14 protein-coding genes are annotated in these 22,643 nt (G+C 42.3%); 9 read left to right on the forward strand and 5 right to left on the reverse strand.

The window, feature by feature from the left end:
* Positions 1-16 precede the first annotated feature (16 nt).
* Entirely contained in the window at positions 17-301 is a 285-nt protein-coding gene (locus AC1XUO_RS22620; RefSeq protein WP_483332101.1) for a hypothetical protein, read from the forward strand.
* Positions 302-315: 14 nt separating this feature from the next.
* On the opposite strand, the gene AC1XUO_RS22625 is transcribed toward AC1XUO_RS22620, so the two are convergent.
* Complete coding sequence (locus AC1XUO_RS22625) at positions 316-999, reverse strand: arylesterase (protein WP_483332103.1); 684 nt, start codon at positions 997-999, stop codon at positions 316-318.
* A gap of 202 nt (positions 1,000-1,201) precedes the next feature.
* Here AC1XUO_RS22625 and AC1XUO_RS22630 point away from each other — a divergent pair, with 202 nt between their 5' ends.
* Both AC1XUO_RS22630 and AC1XUO_RS22635 read left to right on the forward strand, forming a co-directional pair.
* Positions 1,202-1,885, forward strand: coding sequence for an ABC transporter ATP-binding protein (locus tag AC1XUO_RS22630; RefSeq protein ID WP_483332105.1), 684 nt, complete (start codon positions 1,202-1,204; stop codon positions 1,883-1,885).
* On the forward strand, positions 1,882-4,449 hold the full coding sequence (locus AC1XUO_RS22635; protein ID WP_483332107.1) for an ABC transporter permease: 2,568 nt from the start codon (positions 1,882-1,884) through the stop codon (positions 4,447-4,449). Before AC1XUO_RS22630 ends, AC1XUO_RS22635 begins: the two co-directional genes overlap by 4 nt.
* 32 nt (positions 4,450-4,481) lie before the next feature.
* On the opposite strand, the gene AC1XUO_RS22640 is transcribed toward AC1XUO_RS22635, so the two are convergent.
* Complete coding sequence (locus AC1XUO_RS22640; RefSeq protein WP_483332109.1) at positions 4,482-5,048, reverse strand: Crp/Fnr family transcriptional regulator; 567 nt, start codon at positions 5,046-5,048, stop codon at positions 4,482-4,484.
* A gap of 346 nt (positions 5,049-5,394) precedes the next feature.
* On the opposite strand from AC1XUO_RS22640, the gene AC1XUO_RS22645 reads away from it, so the two are divergent.
* Both AC1XUO_RS22645 and AC1XUO_RS22650 read left to right on the forward strand, forming a co-directional pair.
* Positions 5,395-6,300: an alpha/beta fold hydrolase gene (locus tag AC1XUO_RS22645; RefSeq protein WP_483332111.1), complete on the forward strand. Its 906-nt coding sequence runs from the start codon at positions 5,395-5,397 to the stop codon at positions 6,298-6,300.
* Positions 6,301-6,404: 104 nt separating this feature from the next.
* Entirely contained in the window at positions 6,405-7,172 is a 768-nt protein-coding gene (locus AC1XUO_RS22650) for an SDR family NAD(P)-dependent oxidoreductase (RefSeq protein WP_483332113.1), read from the forward strand.
* Between the two features lie 87 nt (positions 7,173-7,259).
* Here the strand turns inward: AC1XUO_RS22650 and AC1XUO_RS22655 are convergent, their stop codons facing one another.
* The 3 genes from AC1XUO_RS22655 to AC1XUO_RS22665 are packed head-to-tail and all read right to left on the reverse strand — an operon-like array spanning position 7,260 to position 14,319.
* Positions 7,260-9,542, reverse strand: coding sequence for a DUF5703 domain-containing protein (locus AC1XUO_RS22655; RefSeq protein ID WP_483332115.1), 2,283 nt, complete (start codon positions 9,540-9,542; stop codon positions 7,260-7,262).
* A 37-nt stretch (positions 9,543-9,579) separates the two neighbouring features.
* Positions 9,580-11,094: a DUF1501 domain-containing protein gene (locus AC1XUO_RS22660; protein ID WP_483332116.1), complete on the reverse strand. Its 1,515-nt coding sequence runs from the start codon at positions 11,092-11,094 to the stop codon at positions 9,580-9,582.
* 3 nt (positions 11,095-11,097) lie between these two features.
* Positions 11,098-14,319, reverse strand: a complete 3,222-nt coding sequence (locus AC1XUO_RS22665; protein WP_483332117.1) for a DUF1553 domain-containing protein — start codon at positions 14,317-14,319, stop codon at positions 11,098-11,100.
* A gap of 342 nt (positions 14,320-14,661) precedes the next feature.
* On the opposite strand from AC1XUO_RS22665, the gene AC1XUO_RS22670 reads away from it, so the two are divergent.
* The 4 genes from AC1XUO_RS22670 to AC1XUO_RS22685 all read left to right on the forward strand — a co-directional run bounded on the left by AC1XUO_RS22670 (position 14,662) and on the right by AC1XUO_RS22685 (position 22,630).
* Positions 14,662-17,064, forward strand: a complete 2,403-nt coding sequence (locus tag AC1XUO_RS22670; RefSeq protein WP_483332266.1) for an ABC transporter permease — start codon at positions 14,662-14,664, stop codon at positions 17,062-17,064.
* Between the two features lie 52 nt (positions 17,065-17,116).
* The gene (locus AC1XUO_RS22675; RefSeq protein ID WP_483332118.1) at positions 17,117-19,498 is read left to right on the forward strand and encodes an ABC transporter permease; all 2,382 of its coding nucleotides are present in this window, start codon (positions 17,117-17,119) and stop codon (positions 19,496-19,498) included.
* A 181-nt stretch (positions 19,499-19,679) separates the two neighbouring features.
* Entirely contained in the window at positions 19,680-20,042 is a 363-nt protein-coding gene (locus AC1XUO_RS22680) for a hypothetical protein (RefSeq protein WP_483332119.1), read from the forward strand.
* Between the two features lie 173 nt (positions 20,043-20,215).
* Positions 20,216-22,630 (forward strand): ABC transporter permease, encoded by a 2,415-nt coding sequence (locus AC1XUO_RS22685; protein ID WP_483332120.1) that lies wholly within the window; start codon positions 20,216-20,218, stop codon positions 22,628-22,630.
* The last annotated feature ends 13 nt before the right edge of the window (positions 22,631-22,643 follow it).

A 22,643-nucleotide genomic window follows, 5' to 3' on the forward strand; every position in this document is an offset into this window, starting at 1 on the left:
TAAACAGTTTATTTTAATGACACACGAAAAGGTATTTAAACGCAAAGATGGGAGTCTGGTTAAAGTATCGGTCTGGTTATATGTACATCTTAATAAATCGAATTGGGGATATTCAATTTTCCTGAAAGAAAAAGATGCTGACAAATGGATAGACCCGTTCAGTGATAACGAATACATTACCCGCGTCATGAAGCCACAATTTGTCAACGGTCTCAAACATGACACTTTTGACAATTATATTTCAAAAAAAGAGATACTTCAGGCAAAACTTGAACTTTGGGATATCATTAAACCAATTTGATATCCCAAGGTCCATTATAAGATGTCTTTTAGCGTATTCCAAACTGTTTCAGCAACAATTTTATGCCCTTCTTCGGTTGGGTGTATGCCGTCGGGAAGATTTAGTTTTGCCTCTCCGCCTACGTTTTCCAGCAAAAATGGAATAAGAGTCAGATCATTTTTTTTCGCAAGTTCTGGATACACATTCCTGAACGCTGACGTGTAGGTTTTGCCCATACTTGGCGGCATTTGCATTCCGGCTAAAACCAGTTTCGCATCCGGGTATTTTGTTTTCACCTTGTCCAGAATCGCTTGTAAATTTTTCTTCGTTTCGCTTACAGGAATACCGCGAAGGCCATCATTTCCACCAAGTTCGAGAATAAAAATATCCACAGGTTGCTTTAAAATCCAGTCAATCCTGCTGTTACCTCCCGCCGAAGTTTCTCCGCTCACGCCCGCATTGACTACTTTATAATTAAGTCCCAGCGAATCGATTCTTTTCTGTGTCAGTCCCGCAAAACCTTGTGTTGGATCATCAAGACCATACGCCGCGGTCAGGCTGTTACCGAAGAAAAGAATTGTCCTGGTGGTTTTCTTCTCAACTACTTTTTCGCTTGCCGTTGAATCATTTTGAGTTGGTTCAGTTTTTTTGTTTGAATTGCACGCGGTAATTAGCATTACTAAAACCAAGAGTCGCGCGAATGAAAAAATTGAATTCATGATTATTTTAATTAAATACTTCGTTGATGATTTTTGATAAATACAATTCCAGTGCGTTCATTTTTGTAATTGAGCGGCATCAACATGTAAAAATATAATATTAATGGTTTATATTACCTGTCAGATCGTTTTCTTCGAAAATCTGGGATCTTCATGCCCTTTTCAATCAGGAAAATAAGTAACGCTACAACGAAATTAATTGATGAATACAATACTCAAACTTGAACAGGTAAGTAAGATATATAAAAGTGCCGATCGTTCCCTAACCGTCCTGGATAATATCAGTTTTTCTGTCGAAGCCGGCTCGACGATGTCCATCGTTGGACCATCCGGAAGTGGAAAAACAACGCTTTTAGGATTGTGTGCCGGTCTTGACCGCTCTTCATCTGGAAAAGTTGAATTACATGAAACACGTCTGGATGGGCTGACCGAAGATCAGCTGGCGGCAGTTCGTAATCAGTATGTCGGATTTATTTTCCAGAACTTTCAACTCATGCCGACCCTGACTGCTCTTGAAAATGTGATGGTACCGCTGGAACTGCGCGGCGAAAAAAATATCCGTCCACGGGCCCTGGACCTTTTGGATAAAGTTGGACTGGCGGAGCGTAGTCACCACTATCCTACGCAACTGAGTGGTGGCGAGCAACAGCGCGTTTCACTGGCGAGGGCATTTTCCAATAAACCTCAGATACTTTTCGCGGACGAGCCTACCGGTAATCTGGATGCTGAAACGAGTGAAAAAGTGGTCAAATTGCTCTTTGATTTGAACAAAGAAGCAGGAACAACCCTGGTCGTCGTCACCCACGATCTGGATCTTGCCGCAAAAACGCAAAGGATTATCAAAATTAAAGGAGGAAAAATTATCTCCGATACTCAGACAAAATGATTTCTCCCGACAATTCTTTTGATAAAAAAAACAGCCTGAACTTTCCATGGCTTTTGCAAATGGCCTGGCGCGATAGCAGGAAAAACCGGTCGAGACTTCTCCTTTTCGTATCGTCCATCGTGCTGGGAATTGCTGCGCTTGTAGCAATCTATTCCTTAGGCGATAATCTCAGGCAAAATATTGACAGTCAGGCCGCTGAACTTCTGGGAGCAGATCTCCAGATTTCTGGAAACCGTCCCGTGACTGGAAATGCAAAAAAACTGATTGATTCGCTGGGCACAGAACGGTCGGAAGAAAGAAGTTTTGCTTCCATGATTTTATTTCCAAAAAGCGGCGGTAATCGTCTGGCTCAGGTAAAAGCGCTGGACGGAAATTTCCCTTTCTACGGAGCATTAGAAACAATTCCCGTTACTGCCGGGAAAGATTTCAGGTTAGGAAAACTAGCGATTGTGGACCAGACACTGATGCTCCAATACAACGCCAAAGTCGGTGACTCTATAAAAGTAGGCGAAGAAACTTTTGGCATTGCCGGAATTCTGATGAAAGCTCCGGGACAAACAGGGCTCACAAGTTCAGTCGCTCCTTCGGTATACATTCCCATGAAGTATCTGGACCAAACCGGTTTGATGCAAAAAGGAAGTCGGGTTGCATACAGACATTATATCAGGTTCAAACCCAAAACCGACGTTGAAAAACTTTTGAAAACCATAGAACCAAGGCTGGAGGCGGCGGATCTGGACAATAAAACGGTACAAAGTCAAAAAGAAGATACCGGCAGATCTTTTAAGGATCTGACTCAATTTCTGGCACTTGTTGGTTTCATCGCGCTTCTGCTTGGATGCATAGGTGTTGCCAGCGCGGTTCATATTTACATCCGGGAAAAACTCAACTCCATTGCAATTTTACGTTGTCTGGGTGTGAAAGGTTATCAGGCTTTTTTAATTTATCTTATTCAAATCGCCGGAATCGGACTTTTTGGTTCAATTTTAGGTGCCTGCCTGGGAAGTATTATTCAGCAGTTTTTGCCGATCGTTCTAAAAGATTTTCTACCCTTTGAAGTTACCACCGGAATTTCATGGCCAGCCATTGGTCAAGGAATTGGTATAGGACTGATCATTTCCATACTTTTTGCAATGCCGCCATTGGTAGGTATCCGGAAAATCTCACCTTTAAATGTCCTTCGTAATACCAGTGAAAGCAGCGGTGTAGAAAAAGATCCGGTTATCTGGATGGTCTATGTTCTGATCGTCCTGTTCATTTTCGGATTTTCTTATCTTCAAACGCGGAACTGGATTCAGGCTTTATCTTTTACGGGCGGTATCCTCGGTTCTTTCCTTGTTCTCACTGCCATTGCAACAGGCCTTATGTGGCTCGTGCGGAGATTTTTCCCTTCGTCATGGAGTTATCTATGGAGACAAGGACTTGCAAATTTATTCCGTCCCAACAATCAGACCGTAATCCTGATTGTCTCCATTGGACTGGGTACTTTATTTATCTGTACTTTATTTTTCACACAAACTATTCTACTCAACCGTGTAAAATTGTCGTCGAGCGGCAACAAGCCTAATATTGTTCTTTTTGATATTCAGTCAAATCAAAAAGATGCGGTCGTCTCACTTGCTAAACAACAGGGATTACCGGTAGATGAAACGGTTCCAATTGTCAACATGCGACTGGAATCTGTCAATGGAAAAAATGGATCTGAGATTAAAAATGATTCTTTGAAAAAACAATCGAGACGGATTTTTGGCAGGGAATATCGGGTAACATTCCGCGATTCATTAACTGCCTCTGAAAAACTGGTTCAGGGGAAATGGACAGACTCTTTTACAGATCCTTCAAAACTTGTTCCGATTTCTATCGAAGAAGGTTTTGCTGAAAGGAATCAAATAAAATTGGGCGATACCCTTTTGTTTAATGTGCAAGGAGCCGTAATGCAGACTGTTGTCGGCAGCATGCGTGAAGTAAACTGGGCAGAAGTCCAGACGAATTTTCTTGTTGTTTTTCCAAATGGAGTCCTTGAAGAAGCTCCTCAGTTCCATGTTTTACTTACGCGTGTCACCTCTCCTGAAATGTCAGCAAGATTCCAGACTGCGTTAGTTCAGAGATTCCCCAACGTTTCCATTATTGACCTTGCATTGGTTTTAAAAGTCATTGACGAACTGTTTAGTAAAATAGGATTTGTCATCCGTTTCATGGCGGGATTCAGTATTCTGACCGGGCTCGTCGTATTGATTTCCTCCGTATTGATCAGTAAATATCAGCGTTTACAGGAAAGTGTTTTGCTTAGAACGCTTGGTGCCAGCCGGAAGCAAATTTTTGCGATCACGGCATTGGAATATTTCTTTTTGGGGGCGATGGCCGCTGCGACTGGTATTATGCTGGCTTTGATAAGCAGTTATGCACTGGCAAAATTCACCTTTGAGACAGAATTTAAGCCAGAATTGCTGCCGGTATTACTCTTATTTATGATCGTTTCCGGACTGACTGTTTTTATCGGTTTGATCAACAGCAGAGGTATATTATCCAAATCACCGCTTGAAGTTTTGCGTCAGGATGTTTGAGATCGTTTGAAAAACTTCAAAAAGATAATGAGCTAAACAGATGGATGAATTCGAAGAAGTGTGTCCAAACTAATACCCAAATAAGACGCGATATGTTCCAAAGGAACACGGTCCACTATTTGAGGTTGGATGAGAAGCATATAATCGTATCGTTTCCTGGCTGTGTCAAGTTTAAATAATTTCGCCTGTTCTTCCTGACGGGCTAAAACACCTTCCATAAGTTTCCTACCCATGGCATCAATTTCTGATGAACGGCTAAAAAGTTCGTAAAGCTTATCTTTATCGAAAATAATTGCTTCTAAATCTTCCTCAGCCAGAATTGCATATTCAGATCCCTTTTCTTGTTTGAGACTTCGGATGTTGGTGGCTAATTCATTTTCAAAATAGAAATTGGTATTCAGCTCCTGGCCCTCGTGGCTGTAAACAGCTCTGCAATATCCACTTTCAATAAAAAAAATGGATTTACAAAGTTCGCCGGTTTTCAATAGCGCCTCCCCTTTCCGAAAATGGATCGATGTTAAAACCTGAACCAACGCTTCCCAATTTTTTTCAGATATTTCCGGGTAATGATGTCTTATATAAGTGTAAAGATTTTCCAATTTTCGAGGATTTAAGTAAAATTCCAACTTATATTTTTATAAAACACATTATCTAAAATAAAATAACGTGTGCGTACCCACAATATCCCTTATTTACAATTAATTATAAAATTTATCAACTTTTCTGATTAATTCAAAAAATTATTGAATTACTTACTCCCGATCGGATTTTCTTAAATAGACTGAAAATAACTTGATTGACTTAATGAGCCAACAGAAATAAACTCCATTACCTTATCGAGGATGTCCAAATTTGGAATGATTATTTTAAATGACCAGTCACCAGACGTATAAGTTTTTATGCCTGGGCTGATTCATCAAACTAAATTCTAAATTTTTTATCGTTATGACTTTCGTAGAATCATTGTCAAGTACCGGTGAAAAGCCGGTTAAACTTTTTGTTCAGGATGTCGGTCAGGGAAAACCCGTGGTGTTTATATCCGGATGGCCTTTAAGCAGTGAAATGTGGGAATACCAGTTCAACGTTTTACCCAAACATTTCATACGCTGTATCGGTTACGACCGACGCGGTTTCGGAAAATCTGATAAGCCCTGGGATGGTTACGATTACGATACGCTGGCTTCGGACTTAAATGCAATTCTTGAAGAGCTTGACCTGTATGAGGTTACATTGGTGGGGTTTTCGATGGGAGGAGGTGAAGTGGTCCGCTATCTTTCGAAATACGGCGACAAGAGAATTGCGCGAATCGCCCTGGTAAGTTCTGTTGTGCCATTTATGCTCAAAACGGACAACAATCCGGATGGTCTTCCAAAGGAAATGTTCGATGGTTTTGTTGAAAGTTCTGAGGACGACAGACCTAAATTCCTTACAGAGTTTGCAAAATCATTTTACGGCAATTCTTTTCTTAACGCTAACGTAAGCGACGAAATCCTGGCCTGGCATAACGCTCTAGCCTTGCAGGCATCAGGACGAGCTACAAGCCGTTGCATCCGGTCATTCAGTGAAACCGACTTTCGGGCAGATCTGGCTGAAATAAAAGTACCCGTATTGATTATTCATGGAGACGCTGACAAAACAGTGCCGATTGAAGTCAGTGGCCAGAAAACAGCTGAACTGCTGCCGGCGGCACAATATATAGTTTACGAAGGTGCGCCTCATGGCCTTTTCATAACTGAGAAAGAGAGATTAAACAAAGACCTGGTAAACTTCATCGGAGGAATAGCCCACGAAGACTCCAATCAGACGGATAGGTCCGATGACACTTTTTCAGCAAGTGTTGGAAGCTTGTAGAATATTTTAACAGCAAATTTGCTCTCTGTTATCAGGTAAGGCTGATCCAGGGAGCATTTTGTTAAATATACCGCGAAACGAGGTACTCATCTAAATTGAAAAATATGTTTTCAGAAAAACTTAGGTTAACCGGAAAAACGGCTGTTATAACAGGTGCGAGCCAGGGAATCGGTGAAGGAATCGCAACTACCTTTGCAGAGTTTGGGGCAAATATAGTTTTGCATCACCACGGCGGCGAAGAGAATGCTGAAAAACTGGCAGCTCATTTAAGAGAGAAATATAACGTTGATGTGCATATAGTCCAGGAAGATTTTACGGCAAATGAGGGTGTAGAAAATTTCTATGAGTCAATCATGGAAAAAGTAAAAAAGGTTGATATCCTCGTGCTCAATGCTTCGATCCAAAAAGCGAAGAACTGGCAAGACTACACACCCGCCGATTTTGACGAACATATACAGGCGAATTTTAAATCAACATTTTTTCTAATGCAATATTTGGCTCCTGCCATGGTTGAGAGAAATTGGGGAAGAATTCTGACCATAGGCAGCGTACAACAGGTAAAACCACACCCGAACATGATTGCTTATGCCGCCATGAAATCTGCTGTTCTAAATCTCGTACAGAACATCGCCATGCAGCTTGCAGATAAGGGCGTTACGGTAAACAACCTCGCACCCGGCGTTATTTCGACACCACGGATTGATGAGCACGTACCCGAGGCAGATGAGCGAATTCTTCAAAGGCTGCATACCCCATCGGGCGAGATCGGCGAACCGGAGGACTGCGCTGGTATGGCACTCTTTCTTTGCTCGGATGCCGGAAAATTTATAACCGGACAAAACATTTTCGTAGACGGAGGTATGAGTCTATGAAAAACAAAAACAGGGTTTTCGGCTCAGGTAATCTGTATCAAGATTACATACAACTTTCAGTGTCCGGATGTGAACCCGGATACTGTTTTATTTTATGATAACATCCTGACGCCGGTTTTCCGGTGAAACGACAAGATTCCGGATTTCCCCATCCTTAATTTCTGCCTCTACGATAGTTTGATATGGCGCATGAAGCTTAAATTTCCCATTCCATTTTTTAGGCCAGGCTGGGAGAAGATAAATTTTCTTATCATCCACCTGCATGACCATCTCCTGCAAACCGATCATCGCAGAACCTCCCCAGTTATGATCGGGCGTCCAGTCAAACCCAGGCCCCCAGAAAGTCGGAAAACGATGTTTAGAATCCTTGAATTTTTCTCTTGTCAAATACTCAGCCTCATCCGTAAGCCCAAGCCTTGCAGCGAAAATACTATATTGCCTCCATCCAATATGGCTTCTGAATTTTATAACATGAGGGTCAAATTTGTATGTATTAACAGCAATGTCCAGATCCGGCTTCCCGACGCCATATATTCCCCATGGAAAAACAGGATACAATTGCGGAGTTTCCGAATTCTGAACTCTGCTCCATGTGACCGCAGGCGCCAGCGTTTTATGGCCTTCAAATTGTTGGAATGGGATGGGTGGAATACGTTTTAACATGACGGACCACTTCTCTTTTTGTTTCTGATCAAGATAAGGATCGGGCAGTGCCAGCATTCTTTCCAGAATTATTTTCAATGCTGAAATAACCGTTGTTGAATTGTAGGTCATTTTAAACGTTTCTGCCGCCGTGCTTGGATAAAATATATAATGACCGTTTTCATCAAAAGCTTTAGTCCCAAACTTCAAGGCGAGCTGTTGATAATGTTCATCATAAAAGGTCAGACTGCTTTCAATAAAAGGAATATAAGGACGGATATCGCGTCCTTCATAGCGCTCGGTTTCAAGCATCATTAAACAAAACTCAAATACTGTTTCCCACAAATATTCAAGCCATGGATTATATTCCATACCTGCATCATAGCCGGCAGGGCGTTTTATAATATACTCAGAAATGTTAGGTAGTCCGAAATTTTCTATTTGTTCTGTAAATGAAGCCCCGCCATGATGCCAATAAAACTTGCTTCGCAATTCGGCGGTGTGAAGAATATTCAGATAAAAATCAAACTGCGCTTTCAGCATATCAAAATCTCCGCTTTTCAACATCGGAAAATAAACAAGACGCTGATTTTGAGCCGTCATAGCTCCCCCACCCCACAACCGGAAATCGGGCGAAAAACTGTATTTTTCATCAACATATTCAGGATCAAAAGTAAACAGACCACCGTTGAATTTCGTTGGCCACTTACCATAAGCATTACAACCAAGCTGATAACGGAACAATTGATAATTCCGGGAGATTGTGCTGTCGCTTCCTTCAATAAAAATATAACTTCTGTTCCAGAAATCGTTCCACCATTGCCTGGTTTTACCCAGAGATATTTTCTGTTCAGAAGCAGATTTTTTCATAATCTTTTCCAGATCACTTTTCCAAACGGAAGGCGTCTGTGCTTGTGCCACATGAAGACCGATTTCGAGTTGGAAGCTCCTGGCATCTGAAATACTTTCCAGTTTCCAGGACTTGTAATCAGTACTGGCATAACGCCCCTGGTCATTACCCGAAGGCCGCAGGTTTTTGCCGCACACCATCCCACCAAATGTATTGTTTTTTACAGGATCAAACATTTCGTTTTTTACCGAATCCATCCCTTCCATTTTCACGGTATAATCAAAAATGTCGTCCCGCTCTGAACTGTTTCTGTGGTAAAAAAGAATTGTGTTACCTTCAAAAGCAACTTCATCTTTTAATGTTTTCACTGCAAAAGGCTGCTTATGCCGATAGGAATTTGCCCTGAATTCCGTTCCGGTTATCAGGTGATCCTCAGTCCTCCACGACTCATAAGCCGCAGTCAATTTGATCGCTTTTTTACTTTTTATATCTACGTGAACTACCGGATTAAAAACATCAACCCAAAGATTCAACTCGACACCTCCGCCGGAAATTTTCACCCCCCCTTCCAAGAGCCGGAGCTCCTGGCGAAAATCTTGCCCTTCGAACGGGTTAGAAGAAATTTTTAGCCGCATTCTACCCAACTTCAACATCTGGTTGTTTTCGTCAAATGTGCCGCTTCTCGACAAATAGAATAAAACATCACCATTTTCAACCCAGACATTCAGGCCGATATCCCCTCCGCCGCAAGGCATCGATTCGGAGGAATTTTTACTTTGGGAATTCCAAACCACATGATAGTCACTAATTTTTTCCGACTGGGCAAGGAGCTGGTTGAAATGAAATATACAAAAGCAAAAGAATACTATTTTCCTCATCAACGAAAATGTTATATACGGGAACGGTGATTGGTTTTTACGACAAAATATCTTTCACTACGGATCCATGAACATCAGTAAGGCGGAATCGTCGCCCCTGAAATTTGTAGGTCAGGCGCTCATGGTCAACGCCCATCAGATGCATTAACGTAGCCTGAAAATCATGTACATGAACCGGATCCTTTACGATGTTATAACTAAAATCATCCGTTTCGCCATAGCTAATTCCCGGTTTCACGCCTGCTCCTGCCATCCACATCGTAAAACATCTCGGGTGGTGATCTCGCCCGTAATCGTCAGCGGTGAGTTTTCCCTGAGAATATACCGTCCGCCCGAATTCACCACCCCAGATCACTAGCGTATCGTCCAGAAGGCCTCTCCTTTTCAGATCCATAATCAGAGCCGCTGTTGGCTGGTCTGTGTTTTTACATTGGTGCGCGATCCCTTTTGGCAAGCCGCCATGGTTATCCCAGCCCTGATGATACAATTGAACAAATTTGACGTCTTTCTCAACCAGTTTTCTTGCCAGAATACAATTTGCAGCATAGGTTCCTGCATCACGGCTGTCGGGGCCATAAAGCTCAAACACCTCGTCAGGTTCATCTTTTGTATCCATCACTTCCGGCACCGAAGTTTGCATCCGGTATGCCATTTCGTACTGAGAAATGCGGGCATCTACTTCGGGATCACCATACGCTTCATTTTGTAGCTGATTCAGTTTTTTCAGATAGTCCAGCATCTCTTTCCGATCCGTCCCGTCATAACCTTCGGGATTATTTAAAAACAAAACCGGGTCCTTTCCTGATCGGAATTGTACACCCTGATGTTTGGAGGGCAGGAACCCGTTTCCCCAAAGCCGGGCGTACAAGGGCTGATCTTTCGATCCGTTTTTCGAAACCAAAACAATAAATGTTGGAAGATTCTGATTGTCGGACCCCAGACCATAACTTACCCAGGAGCCGATCGACGGCCTTCCGGGAAGCTGGTTTCCGGTTTGAAAAAAGGTAATGGCCGGATCGTGGTTGATCGCTTCGGAATGGATTGATTTAATGATGCACAGATCGTCCACAACTTTTGCAGTATGCGGCAACAGCTCACTGACCCAGGTTTCGCTTTTACCAAACTGATTAAATTTATATATCGAGGGAACCATCGGAAGTGCACTTTGATTGGCACTCATGCCCGTAAGCCGCTGACCCTGACGAACGGAATCCGGAAGATTTTGGCCGGCCATATCTACCAATTTCGGTTTGTAGTCAAACGTCTCAAACTGGGACGGGCCGCCACTCATAAAGAGATAAATCACCCGTTTTGCTTTTGGGGTAATATGCGGTAATGCTTTAAGTATTTCCTGTTCAAAATCAGCAGCACTTTCTGGCGCAGCTAAGCCGGAAGTATTCAAAATCTTTCCGGCACCCAGCAGCGAACCCATGGCAAGCGCGCCTAATCCCAGCGATGTTTTGTTTAGAAAACGCCGCCTGTCCAGCTTTTTATTCAGCTGGTCAAATTCGGGACCATTCAGTCTAAATTCTTCGTCGTGATGCTGTGACATAGGTTATCTTTTGGTCAATGTTGCGTCCGAATTCAATATGGTACTTGCGACTATCGCGTTTGCCGCTATCGAAGCTAAGTCTGCTTTTTTATTGATGATTACTTGTCCCGCGCCAAACCAACCGACTGCTTTCTCAGGTGACTTTTTAAATTTTTGATATTCATGCCTTTGCATCGTTTCCAGCAAATCAATCTCTTTTACAGAAGGTTTCCGGCCGGTAAGCTTTCTATATGCGATAATAATTGCCAGTCTGGCATCAGAAATCCGGCTCATATTTTCTCCCAATACTTTCATCGCTTCTACAAAAGTGGGATCGTTCAGTGTCACCAAAGCCTGTAACGGCGTATTGGTTTTCTGCCTTCTGACAACGCAGAAACTCCTGGAAGTCGCGTCGAATGTGGAAAGTGTCGGGTTGGGAACAGACCTTTTTACGATCACATATAAACTTCTTCTGTAAACACTTTGACCGGAATCCGCCTTGTATGTCGTATTATTAATTTCCCATAAACCATCCGGTTGGTATGGTTTCACACTTTCCCCGCCGATTTTATTATTTATCAATCCGCTGGCCATTAGTGCATTATCGCGGATCATTTCCGCAGTCATCCGGTTGGAAGGCCCTCGTGCAAGTAATCGGTTTTCAGGATCCTTTTCGCGATTTTCTCTGGTCGTATTTGAATTCTGACGATAACTCGCTGACATTACAATCATTTTATTTAATCTTTTGATATCCCAACCCGATTCCTGAAAATTGGTTGCCAGCCAGTCTAGCAGTTCAGGGTGGCTTGGAAGCTCGCCCTGATTGCCAAAATCTTCCGTGGTTTTGACGATTCCGGTACCAAAGAAATTTTGCCAGAAACGGTTCACAGCCACTCTGGCTGTCAGCGGATTTTCTTGATCAGTCAACCAAAGCGCAAGACCATATCTATTTTTGGGAAGATTTTTTGGGAATTTCAATATAGATTCCGGCGTATCTGGCGAAACTTCTTCACCAAATGCATCATAATTGCCGCGTAAAAGGACATGAGCTTTTTTCGGTTTATTCATCTCTTGCATGACCATCAGCTCGCGAATATTTTCCGAAGAGTCAGCCAGCGTCGTTCTCGTTTTGGTCAATTTTCTGGAAGCTGCAATGACCTTTGTAGAGACCGCTGAGAAATAGTATGCTTTCAAAATCTCCACATCTTGCCTTGACATTTGTTCTTTTGCTTTACCAGCGACCATTTCCCAGGACTTTTTCCGGGCAAGAATTCCGATTTCATAATTCGTCAAAACCCTGTCATATACCAAGATGTCATCGACCTTCCCACCTTTAAAACCCAGTCCGCGCCACCATCCACCAATTTGTAAACCCGGCTGTTTTTCCCCTTTAAATAAAATATCCTTTGTCAACTGATTCATGGTCGTCTCCATAACGCATTTTTTTCCATCAAGAAAAAGATTAAAACCTCCGGCCTTTGACGAGCCATCGTAAGTGATAGTCAGCTGAATCCACTGATCCCGGGGAATTCCTTTTTGCGTTATTTTTGTAATTGCGTTTGACGGTGCGGTATGCGCCATATTGAGTTCCAGCCTGTCATCTTTCAGGTATAAATGATATCCTCTGAAATTGTAAAGTCGCTCAGCCTGGGACTTATGCAGGATCACGCCTTCTTGTAGGCCTTTCGGAATATTGATCCAAATACCAATACTAAAAGGCTGAGAACGGCGGAACACACCCGTTTGGTCAAGATCTAAAAAAACATCACCGTTCATCACCAAAGCTTGCCCGATATCATGGGTTACAAAAACTGGGCTATCTCCGGTTTGCCCCGATTCTCTTTTCATGATACCCGTTTGTTTTGGATTAACAGCGTTTTTCAACGCGTTTTTATCAAAAGAAAAATGCGCCTGCAAATTCGTCTTGGGCAAGTTTTCATTTCCCAACTCCCTGTATTTTTGCTTATTAATCCATTGTCGGAAATCGTTTTCAGAAGCCGATTTTGCATTCTCAACCTCCAGTTCCTCAGAAGCGATCCGTGAATTTATGAACCGAAGCATTTTTTCCTGCTGATCGGTTGGCAGCATTAACGTGGGCGTCGGCAGCGCGTCATCCCAGGAAATCTGCCCGGCTTCTTTTACATTATTAAAAAAGCTAAAAAGCTGAAAATAATTCTTTTGCGAGATCGGATCGTATTTATGGTCGTGACACTTTGCACATCCCACTGAAATTCCAAGCATAGCATCGCCGAATGTGTTGGTCCTGTCTATCACATATTCCGTCTGAAATTCCTCCTCCACAATTCCACCTTCCATATTCTGCTGATGATTTCTGTTAAAAGCAGTAGCAATAATCATGTCTTTGGTGGGCTTTGGCATCAAATCGCCGGCAAGCTGCCACTGAACAAATTGATCATAGCGCAGATTCTGATTAAATGCGCCGATAACCCAGTCCCGATAAGGTGACATGTCACGGAGCCTGTCCACGGTGTATCCATGAGAATCTGCAAAACGAGCCAGATCCAGCCAGTCTACCGCCATTTTCTCACCGTAGTGCGGCGATTTCAAAAGCCTGTTTACTTGTTTTTCATAAGCATTTGCACTCTTATCATTCAAAAATGCGTCCATTTCTTCAAGCGTTGGCGGAAGCCCCGTGAGATCCAGCGAAACTCTGCGCAGCAATAACTCCTTGTCTGACTCCATGGACGGCGTCAATTTTTCCTGTTCAAGTTTGGCCAGAATAAAATGGTCAATCGGATTTTTTATCCACTTTTTGTTATTTACCTTGGGCAATTCTGGTTTTTCAGGTCTTACAAATGCCCAGTGCGGCTTATATTCAGCCCCATCCTCAATCCATTTGATCAATATGGCCTTTTCTTTTGCAGTCAGGCTCAAATGTGAATCTTTCGTGGGCATCATATATTCCGGATCGCTGGAAATAATTCTATGATAAAACTCACTCCCTTCCAAATCACCCGGATTTATAGCAACCTTGTCCGGATTTTCCGGGAGTTTTCCATAGGCGGCTTCTTTTAGATCAAGACGCAAGCCCGCTTTCTGTTTCGCCTTATCCGGCCCATGGCAGGCAAAACATTTGTCGGAAAGCACAGGTTTTACGTGCTGGTTGTAGTCCAGCTGTTCCGGTAGCTCGTCGTATACAGTTTGTATGTCCACAGGGAGTTTCGGCCCGCAGGAGAGCATGCAGCTATAAATCAGTATCGCAAAAAAAATTTGAAAATACCGCATGGTATGTTTAGTTCAGAATAACATTATAACAAAAGTATAATTTAAAAAATTGTTAAAATTATACAAAATTGACCGAGTTGTTTATAAATAATACATTTTCAATTCCAGCCTCGGAAAGTCAGGCTCTTAAAAAGCTGACAGCTGCTTTCACTTCCTACCCGTACAAGCCTTATCGTTTTTAATAAAGACCAGCATGAGATGACAGTTAACGCTGTCCGCTTACGGACAAAAATGTCCGGTTTTGAACATCCAAAGACTAAAATGCAGGCTTTGAGGCCATATAAGTATGATGGCATAAGATTATTGTATGCACCTTTGGTGCAACCCATAGATCCATTAGCCATGATAAAAAACTACTTTAAAATCGCCCTCAGAAATCTTGTCAAACACAAGTCATTCAGTTTTATCAATATCATAGGCGTGGCCATAGGCCTTGCCTGTTTTTTGCTTTTGACCTTATACGTCAAAGACGAACTGAGTTATGACCGCCATAACGTAAATGCTGACAGAATTTACAGGTTGTCCCGGACTTTCCTTTCAAAAGACGGAACAGAATCGCTGCGTCTGGGGCATGCCGCGCCACCTTTCGGCCCACTTATACGGCAGGATTTCCCTGAAATAGAACAAGTGGTCCGTTTGCTCGAAACCGACGCGATGGTGCGTTACGGAGAGCATATTTTTAATGAAGAAAATATCTACGCTGCGGAAGATAATGTTTTCAAGGTTTTCTCTTTTAATGTCTTGCAAGGAAACCCTGCAAACGCCCTGGTCAATCCATTTTCCATTATGTTTTCAAGACCAATGGCAGAAAAATATTTTGGAAAAGAAAATCCAATTGGCAAGACAATCCGGGTTGACAACGAGTTTGATTATACCGTTACCGGCGTTTATGAGCCCTTTCCTTCCCAAGCCAGCTTTCATCCAAACTTTCTTATCTCGTTTTCAACACTCGCCGACGACCGCGTTTATGGAGCTGAAAACCTGCGTTCAAACTGGGGAAACAATTCATTTTCAACATTTTTATTGTTGGCGAAAAACTATGATCCTGAAAAACTTGTCAAGGCATTTCCGGCTTTTCAGAACAAACATATTGATCCAAAAGCTTCGACCTGGTCTGTACTCAATTTAATGAAACTGACTGATATCCATCTTCACTCACACTTGGATTCCGAAATGGAGGCCAACGGAGATATACAGTATGTTTATTTATTTTCTGCTATTGCTATTTTTATCTTGCTTATTGCCTGTATCAATTACATGAATCTGGCAACAGCGCGTTCGGCCAAAAGAGCGAAAGAAGTTGGTATGCGAAAAGTCGTCGGCGCGGTTCGCAGCCAGCTCATTAATCAATTTCTGAGTGAATCAATCTTGCTGGTTTGCATTTCGCTCGTTCTTGCCTTTGTCATTGTAGCAATATGCTTGCCGTTTCTGAACGATTTTACACAAAAACAACTTACTGCAAATTCGCTGCTAACGCCGTCTTTCATTGCTATAGTCATTTCGATAACACTTTTTACGGGACTCGTCGCCGGAAGTTATCCCGCATTTTTCCTGACTTCTTTTCAGCCAACGAGTGTGCTTAAAGGAAAAATTGCTTCGGCATTGAAAAATGGGCGGCTGCGCCAAACGCTTGTCGTGGCGCAATTTGCTATCGCTGTTGTGCTGATCATCAGCACGGCCGTCGTTTATAGTCAGATGAAATATATCCAAAATTATAAGCTGGGTTATTCAAAAGATCAGGTCATTCTACTCTCCCCGCCTTCTGATTCTACTACCAATTTTGAGGCAATCAGTCAGGAATTAAAACAGAACAGCAACATTATTGAGGTCGGTCGCTCTTCCCGCATTCCTTCCATCCGGCTTCTGGATTCTTGGGAAGCTTATGTGATGAAAGGTGATTCGATGACACCATCCGATATCAATATTAAATCACTTTCGGTTGATGAAGATTTTATTCCTGCTTATAAAATCGAAATGGCTGCCGGCAGAAACTTTTCAAAGAATTTTGGAACCGACAAAACCGAAGGATTTATATTAAATGAAACAGCGGTTCGCATGCTCGGTTGGAAAAATGCCAAAGATGCGATCGCTAACCGCTTTGGTTATGGAAATGTACGAGGCCAAATTATAGGCGTTACCAAAGATTATCACTTTGAATCCCTTCATCAAAAGGTTGCGCCCATTGTAATGTTTATGCAAACCGGAAACAGAAGATGGCTTTCAGTACAAATCGCTGGCGGTGATATCAAAAATTCTGTTGATCACATGAAAAAAGTATGGGAGAGCCGTTTTCCGGACAAACCATTTTACTACGAATTTTTGGACGAAAGATTTGGAAGGCTTTATGCACGTGAACAAACCCAGCAGCTTCTATTTGGAATTTTTGCCGGCATCGCTATCTTCATTTCCTGCCTTGGTTTGCTCGGACTATCCATGTTTATGGCTGAACTTCGTGTGAAAGAAATCGGCGTTCGAAAAGTGCTTGGCGCATCAATTCCGAGTCTGGTTGTACTTTTGTCAAACGACTTCCTGAAACTCGTGGTGATTGCCATTATTATTGCCTCGCCTATTGCCTGGTATGGTATGCATAACTGGTTAGAAAATTTCGCTTATCATACGAATATTTCTATCTGGATCTTCGTCGGCGCCGGATTTCTATCCGCTGGAATCGCACTGCTGACCATTAGTTTTCAAAGTATTAAAGCGGCATTGCGGAATCCAATCAATGCTTTGAAAAGTGAGTAGCGCTTAAACAAATAATCATTAGATCAATCCAAAATCCTATATAGAAACGGTTATGTTAAAAAATTATCTCAAAAGTGCCTTGCGCAATCTCTGGAAACACAAGGTGTTTTCTTTTATCAATGTTTTGGGATTAACGGTCGGTATGTCTGCCTGTTTTCTGATATTCCTTTATGTCCATTTTGAGGTAACCTACGATGCCTTTCATGGTAAAGCGGACAGGATTTACAGGCTGGTGACGGATATCAAAACGCCATCTGAAACGATCAATACTGGCGTTACGAGCTGGGCTTTTGCGCCCAATATTAAAAATGACTTTCCGGAAGTGGAAGCATTTACACGCGTCAGCGGTGGCAGTTTTCTGGTTAGAAAAGGTGATATAAAATTTCAGGAAGAAAAAACAATCTTTGCCGACTCAACTTTGTTCCAGGTTTTTGATTTTGAATTAATTAAAGGAAACCCTAAAACTGCACTGAAAGAGCAACTCAGCATTGTTTTTACAGAAAAAGCAGCGAAAAAATACTTCGGAGATGCTGATCCGCTGGGACAAACCCTGCTACTGTCCGGTGAGGGACTGCCTGCAACCGTTACCGGTGTTATTAAAGATATTCCTGAAAATTCGCAGATAAAAGCTGACATGATCGTGTCTATGGCAACCATGACGCAAAGGTTTAATAAAGGCCTTGACGAACAATGGGGGAATTTTGGAGCTACGTCCTATTTACTTCTCAAACCGCAAACAACCAGCGCAGCACTCGTAAAAAAATTTCCTGCTTTCCTGGAAAACCGGGCAGGAAAAATGATGAAGGAAATGAAGATGCACTATACTTTATTTCTTGAACCGCTGAGAGACGTATACCTGCATTCGACCAGAGGCGGACAGGAAACAGGGAGCGCTAATAATGTGTATGTATTTTCAGCCGTTGCAATATTTATTTTACTTATCGCCTGCATCAATTTTGTCAACCTTACTACGGCGCGTTCCGTTGAAAGGGCCAAAGAAGTTGGTATTCGCAAAGTAGTTGGCGCACCCCGAATGCTTTTAGCACGCCAGTTTATCAGTGAATCCATATTGATTTGCCTGATCGCATTTATTCTCTCTGTGGCACTTTCTGCTGCGTTGATTCCCTTGTTTAATAACCTTTCAGGTAAAATCATCAGCACGGGCATATTCAGTAATATGTCATTTATAGGTGGCATGTTCGTCGCGTCGATTCTGATTGGTTTTGTTGCGGGACTATATCCGGCACTGGTTTTGTCTTCTTTCGAACCTGTTGTTGTTTTAAAAGGAAGGTTTACAACAAGCGTAAAAGGGATATTATTGCGGAAAGGTTTGGTAACCATTCAGTTTGCAATTTCAATCGCGCTGATCATTGCGACGCTCGTGGTTTACACACAAATGAACTTTATGCGGAACCGCGACCTTGGTTTCAGCAAGGATCAAATGCTCATCGTGAATTCAGAAGGTGATCCTAAAAGAGAAGCTTTCAAACAATCGCTGACTAACATCGCAGGCGTAAAATCAACCGCTGCGTCTTCAAGTGTGCCGGGTAGTGGAAATCCTGGTGCCTACTCAGAAATTGAAAACAAAAGCGGCGATTTACAAATTGCCAACCTGGATCTCTATTTTGTCGATTTCGACTACATACCTCAATTCCAGCTAAAAATAGTAGCTGGCCGGCCGTTTTCCAGAGAATTTGGAACAGATACTACCCAGGCGATGGTTATGAATGAAGCAGCTGTTAAATTGTTTGGTTATAAAACCCCGCAGGAGGCAATTGGAAGGAGATTCAAGCAATGGGGACGTGAAGGGAAAATCGTTGGCGTGGTCAAAGATTTCCATTTCCGAGCTTTACAGGAAACAATAAAACCATTAACGATGCGTATCGAACCAGGCGGAAGTGACCTTGTTTCGGTAAAAATCGATGGCGGCAATATAAAAGGCACTGTTGCAGCAATTGAGGAAAAATGGAAAGCCACCATGCCGAACCGGCCATTCAGTTATTATTTCATGGACGAGTTTTTCGACAGACAATACCGCGGCGAAGAACGGTTTGAAAAATTATTCTTCAACTTCGCTATTCTGGCCATTTTCATTTCTTGTCTCGGTCTCTTAGGTCTGGCGTCTTACAGTACGATGCAGCGAACAAAAGAAATTGGGGTAAGAAAAGTGATGGGTGCTTCTGTCGGCAGTATTGTTGGACTTTTATCCAAAGACTTCCTGAAATTGGTCGTTATTGCATTTGTGATCGCCTCGCCCCTGGCCTATTATGGAATGTTTAAATGGCTTGAAAACTTTGCATACAAAACAGACATCAAATGGTGGATCTTTGCAAGTGCCGCTGTGCTGTCGATCTCAATTGCATTTCTTACTGTAAGTTTTCAAAGTATCAAAGCAGCACTGATGAATCCTGTAAAGTCGCTTCGAAGCGAATAAATCGAATTTTGATGATACGCTGGAAATATGTAAAAATAATAAAATCAACGATTGGTCGGTGTGGATAAGCGATTCATCTGTTAAAAGTGCCAGATGGCAGATTGAGCAAATGTAGTGGTTAAACTATTTGATTTGTATGCGCTCTAAAAGACATAACAAACAAATTTAAACAATAGAAACCATGAAAAAGTACATCTTAGCAATCGCCGTTTTAGCAACACTTTCTGTTGGAGAATCTTTCGCACAACGCGCCGTTATCAGCGGCAGAGCCGTTCAAAATGCACAGAGAGACAACGCCCGTGAAGAGTTTCAAATCAACAAACTTGACAACATAGTTAAACTTACACGGAAACAGGAAAACAAAATCAAGAAAATAGAAAACAGCTATGATCGCTTGATGGCGAATAGCAGAGTCAGAAATTACAAACAGCTTGAATGGAACAAACAAAAAGAGATCATGGCTGTTTTGACTCCGGTACAACGCCAACGCTGGATGGCTTATCAAAACAATCCTGGTTATGGCCGCTTCAACGGAAGAGGTTAGAAAGAAATAATTCAAGAAAACAAATGTCCGCTTTCAGACAAATAAATGTCCGAAAGCGGACATTTATTTTTAAAAAGTATAAGATAACTACTTGATTAACAATATGTAAATATTAAAATTGTCACTGGCATAAAATTGTAACATCAAAAGTGTTCTCTTTCAAAACCAAAGCCATGATAAAAAATTACCTGATCACTTCCTTTCGTAATCTGCGGCGTAACTGGAATTTTACTGCAATTAATATTACCGGACTAACCTTAGGACTAACATGTTGTCTTCTGATATTTTTTACAGTAAGGTTTGAGTTGAATTTTGACAAACACCATGTCGATGGCGAAAGGATCTACCGGTTTGCAGACCGAAATAAACAGCGGGGAGAAAAAGGTTATAATGTGGGTGCGCCACTACCTGTTATTGCCGCGCTTCGAAACGATTTTCCTGAAATCAGAAATACAGTAACCTGTACTTATGCGTCCAAAGAAGCTTTGGTGACCGTTGGTCAGGGAGAAAAAAGAAAAAAATTTATTGACCCCAATAACTCAGTTTCTTTTATTGATCCTGAATATTTCAACATATTTACTTACAAATGGTTAAAAGGAAGCCCGGCAACCAGCCTGAAAAATCCAGGCTCTGTTGTTCTCAGCATTGATCAGGCGAAAAAGTACTTTGGAGAAGAAGACCCTATGGGCAAATCCATCCGGGTGAGTAACATAATGGATTTCATCGTGACCGGGATTATCGACAACCCGCCCACAACAACAAGTCTCCCTTTTACGGTTATGCTCTCGTTTTCTTCGCTGAAAAAATATGGCGCAAACACGGATTGGGACGACTGGAAGTCTAGTTATGGCGGCGGCCAGGTATACATAAAACTTCCCGAGTCGGTCAGTAAAGGCCAGATGGAAAAACAGTTGACAGCCTTTGCGCAAAAATACAGGGATCCGAAAGATGCAGCTGAAAACGACTGGATTCTCCAGCCCTTGGACGACATTCACTTTTCCACCTACACCCAGAATTACTCAGGACGGACGATTAGTAAAGGCATGATCTGGTCGATGATATTGGTTGGAGGTTTTATTTTAATCACCGCCTGTGTCAACTTCATCAATCTGGCAACCGCACAAGCTTTGCGCCGTGCTCGTGAAGTTGGCGTGAGAAAAGTGCTGGGCAGCACACGCGGACAATTACTTCGTCAGTATTTTTCTGAAACCGGAATCATCACATTCTTGTCAGTAATCCTGGCGCTAATCGTCGCTCAGATTTCTTTGCCTTACGTTTCACAAATTCTGAATGTAAAATCGCAGGGCGTTTTGTTTATTACAGATCCGACGATAATGGCTTTTCTTATTGTGCTTTGTATTCTCACAACTTTTTTAGCCGGTTTTTATCCTGCGTTGATCGTTTCAGGATATCAACCTATACTGGCATTAAAAGGAAAAGTCGGTAAATCAGGAAGTCAGCAATCGAATTTGAGAAGAGGTTTGATTGTTTTGCAATTTACAATTTCGCAGGTTATTCTCATCGGTACGATCATCGCTTATAGCCAGATGAAATATTTCCGGACGATGGATGTGGGTTTTATGCGTGACGAAATTATCAACATGCAGGTTCCTGAGCAAAAAGAGGGAAAACTGGAAAATTTACAATCAAAATTACAGGATATTCCCGGAATTAAATCAATCAGTTTCAGTGCCTTTACGCCCATGTCGCGAAGCAATTGGCAAACCAGTTTTACCTATGAAAACGATAAAGAAGTGCTGGATTTTGAAATCGTTATGCGCCCGGCAGACACCTCTTATATCAACACTTATGGACTGGCACTACTCGCGGGAAGGACTTATCTCCCGGCAGATACCATGCGTGAATACGTAGTCAATGAGGCATTTGTAAAAAAACTGGGTTTCAAAAATCCCCAGGACGCGATTGGAAAAAGACTGGCGATTGGCGGAAGTAATGTAAAATTACCGATCGTTGGTGTTGTTAAAAACTTCAACACGTTCAGTCTTCACCGTGAAATCATTCCCTGTGTTTTGACAACTGCCAGAGATAATTATCGTACGCTGAGCATAAAGATGACCGCCAATGCCACACCGGCGCAACTGGCGCAAATCGAAAAAGCATGGACCGATACCTTTCCGGAATTCATGTTCAAGTATACCTATTTCGATGAGACTTTGAACAGTTTTTATGAGAAAGAACAGCAACTGTTTTCCCTATTCAGAATTCTGACCGGTATTGCTATTTTCATTGGCTGCCTCGGATTATATGGTGTTGTCGCCTTTATGGCAGAATCCAGAACTAAAGAAATGGGAATCCGTAAAGCGATCGGCGCATCAGCCTTCAATATCTTCGGTTTATTTTCTGTGGATTTTATAAAACTGGTCGTGATCGCGCTCGTTATCGCCTCACCAATAGCCTGGTACGCCATGGATAACTGGCTAAAAGATTATACATACCGGATTGAAATCAGCTGGTGGATTTTCGCAGTTGCTGGTATAATGGCTGTGGTTATCGCCCTCATCACCATAAGTTTTCAAAGTGTTAAAGCGGCTTTGATGAATCCGGTGAAGGCGTTGCGGAGTGAGTAAATTGATTTAGATT

The sequence above is a fragment of the Dyadobacter sp. HNCC25DJ186 genome, assembly GCF_056895235.1.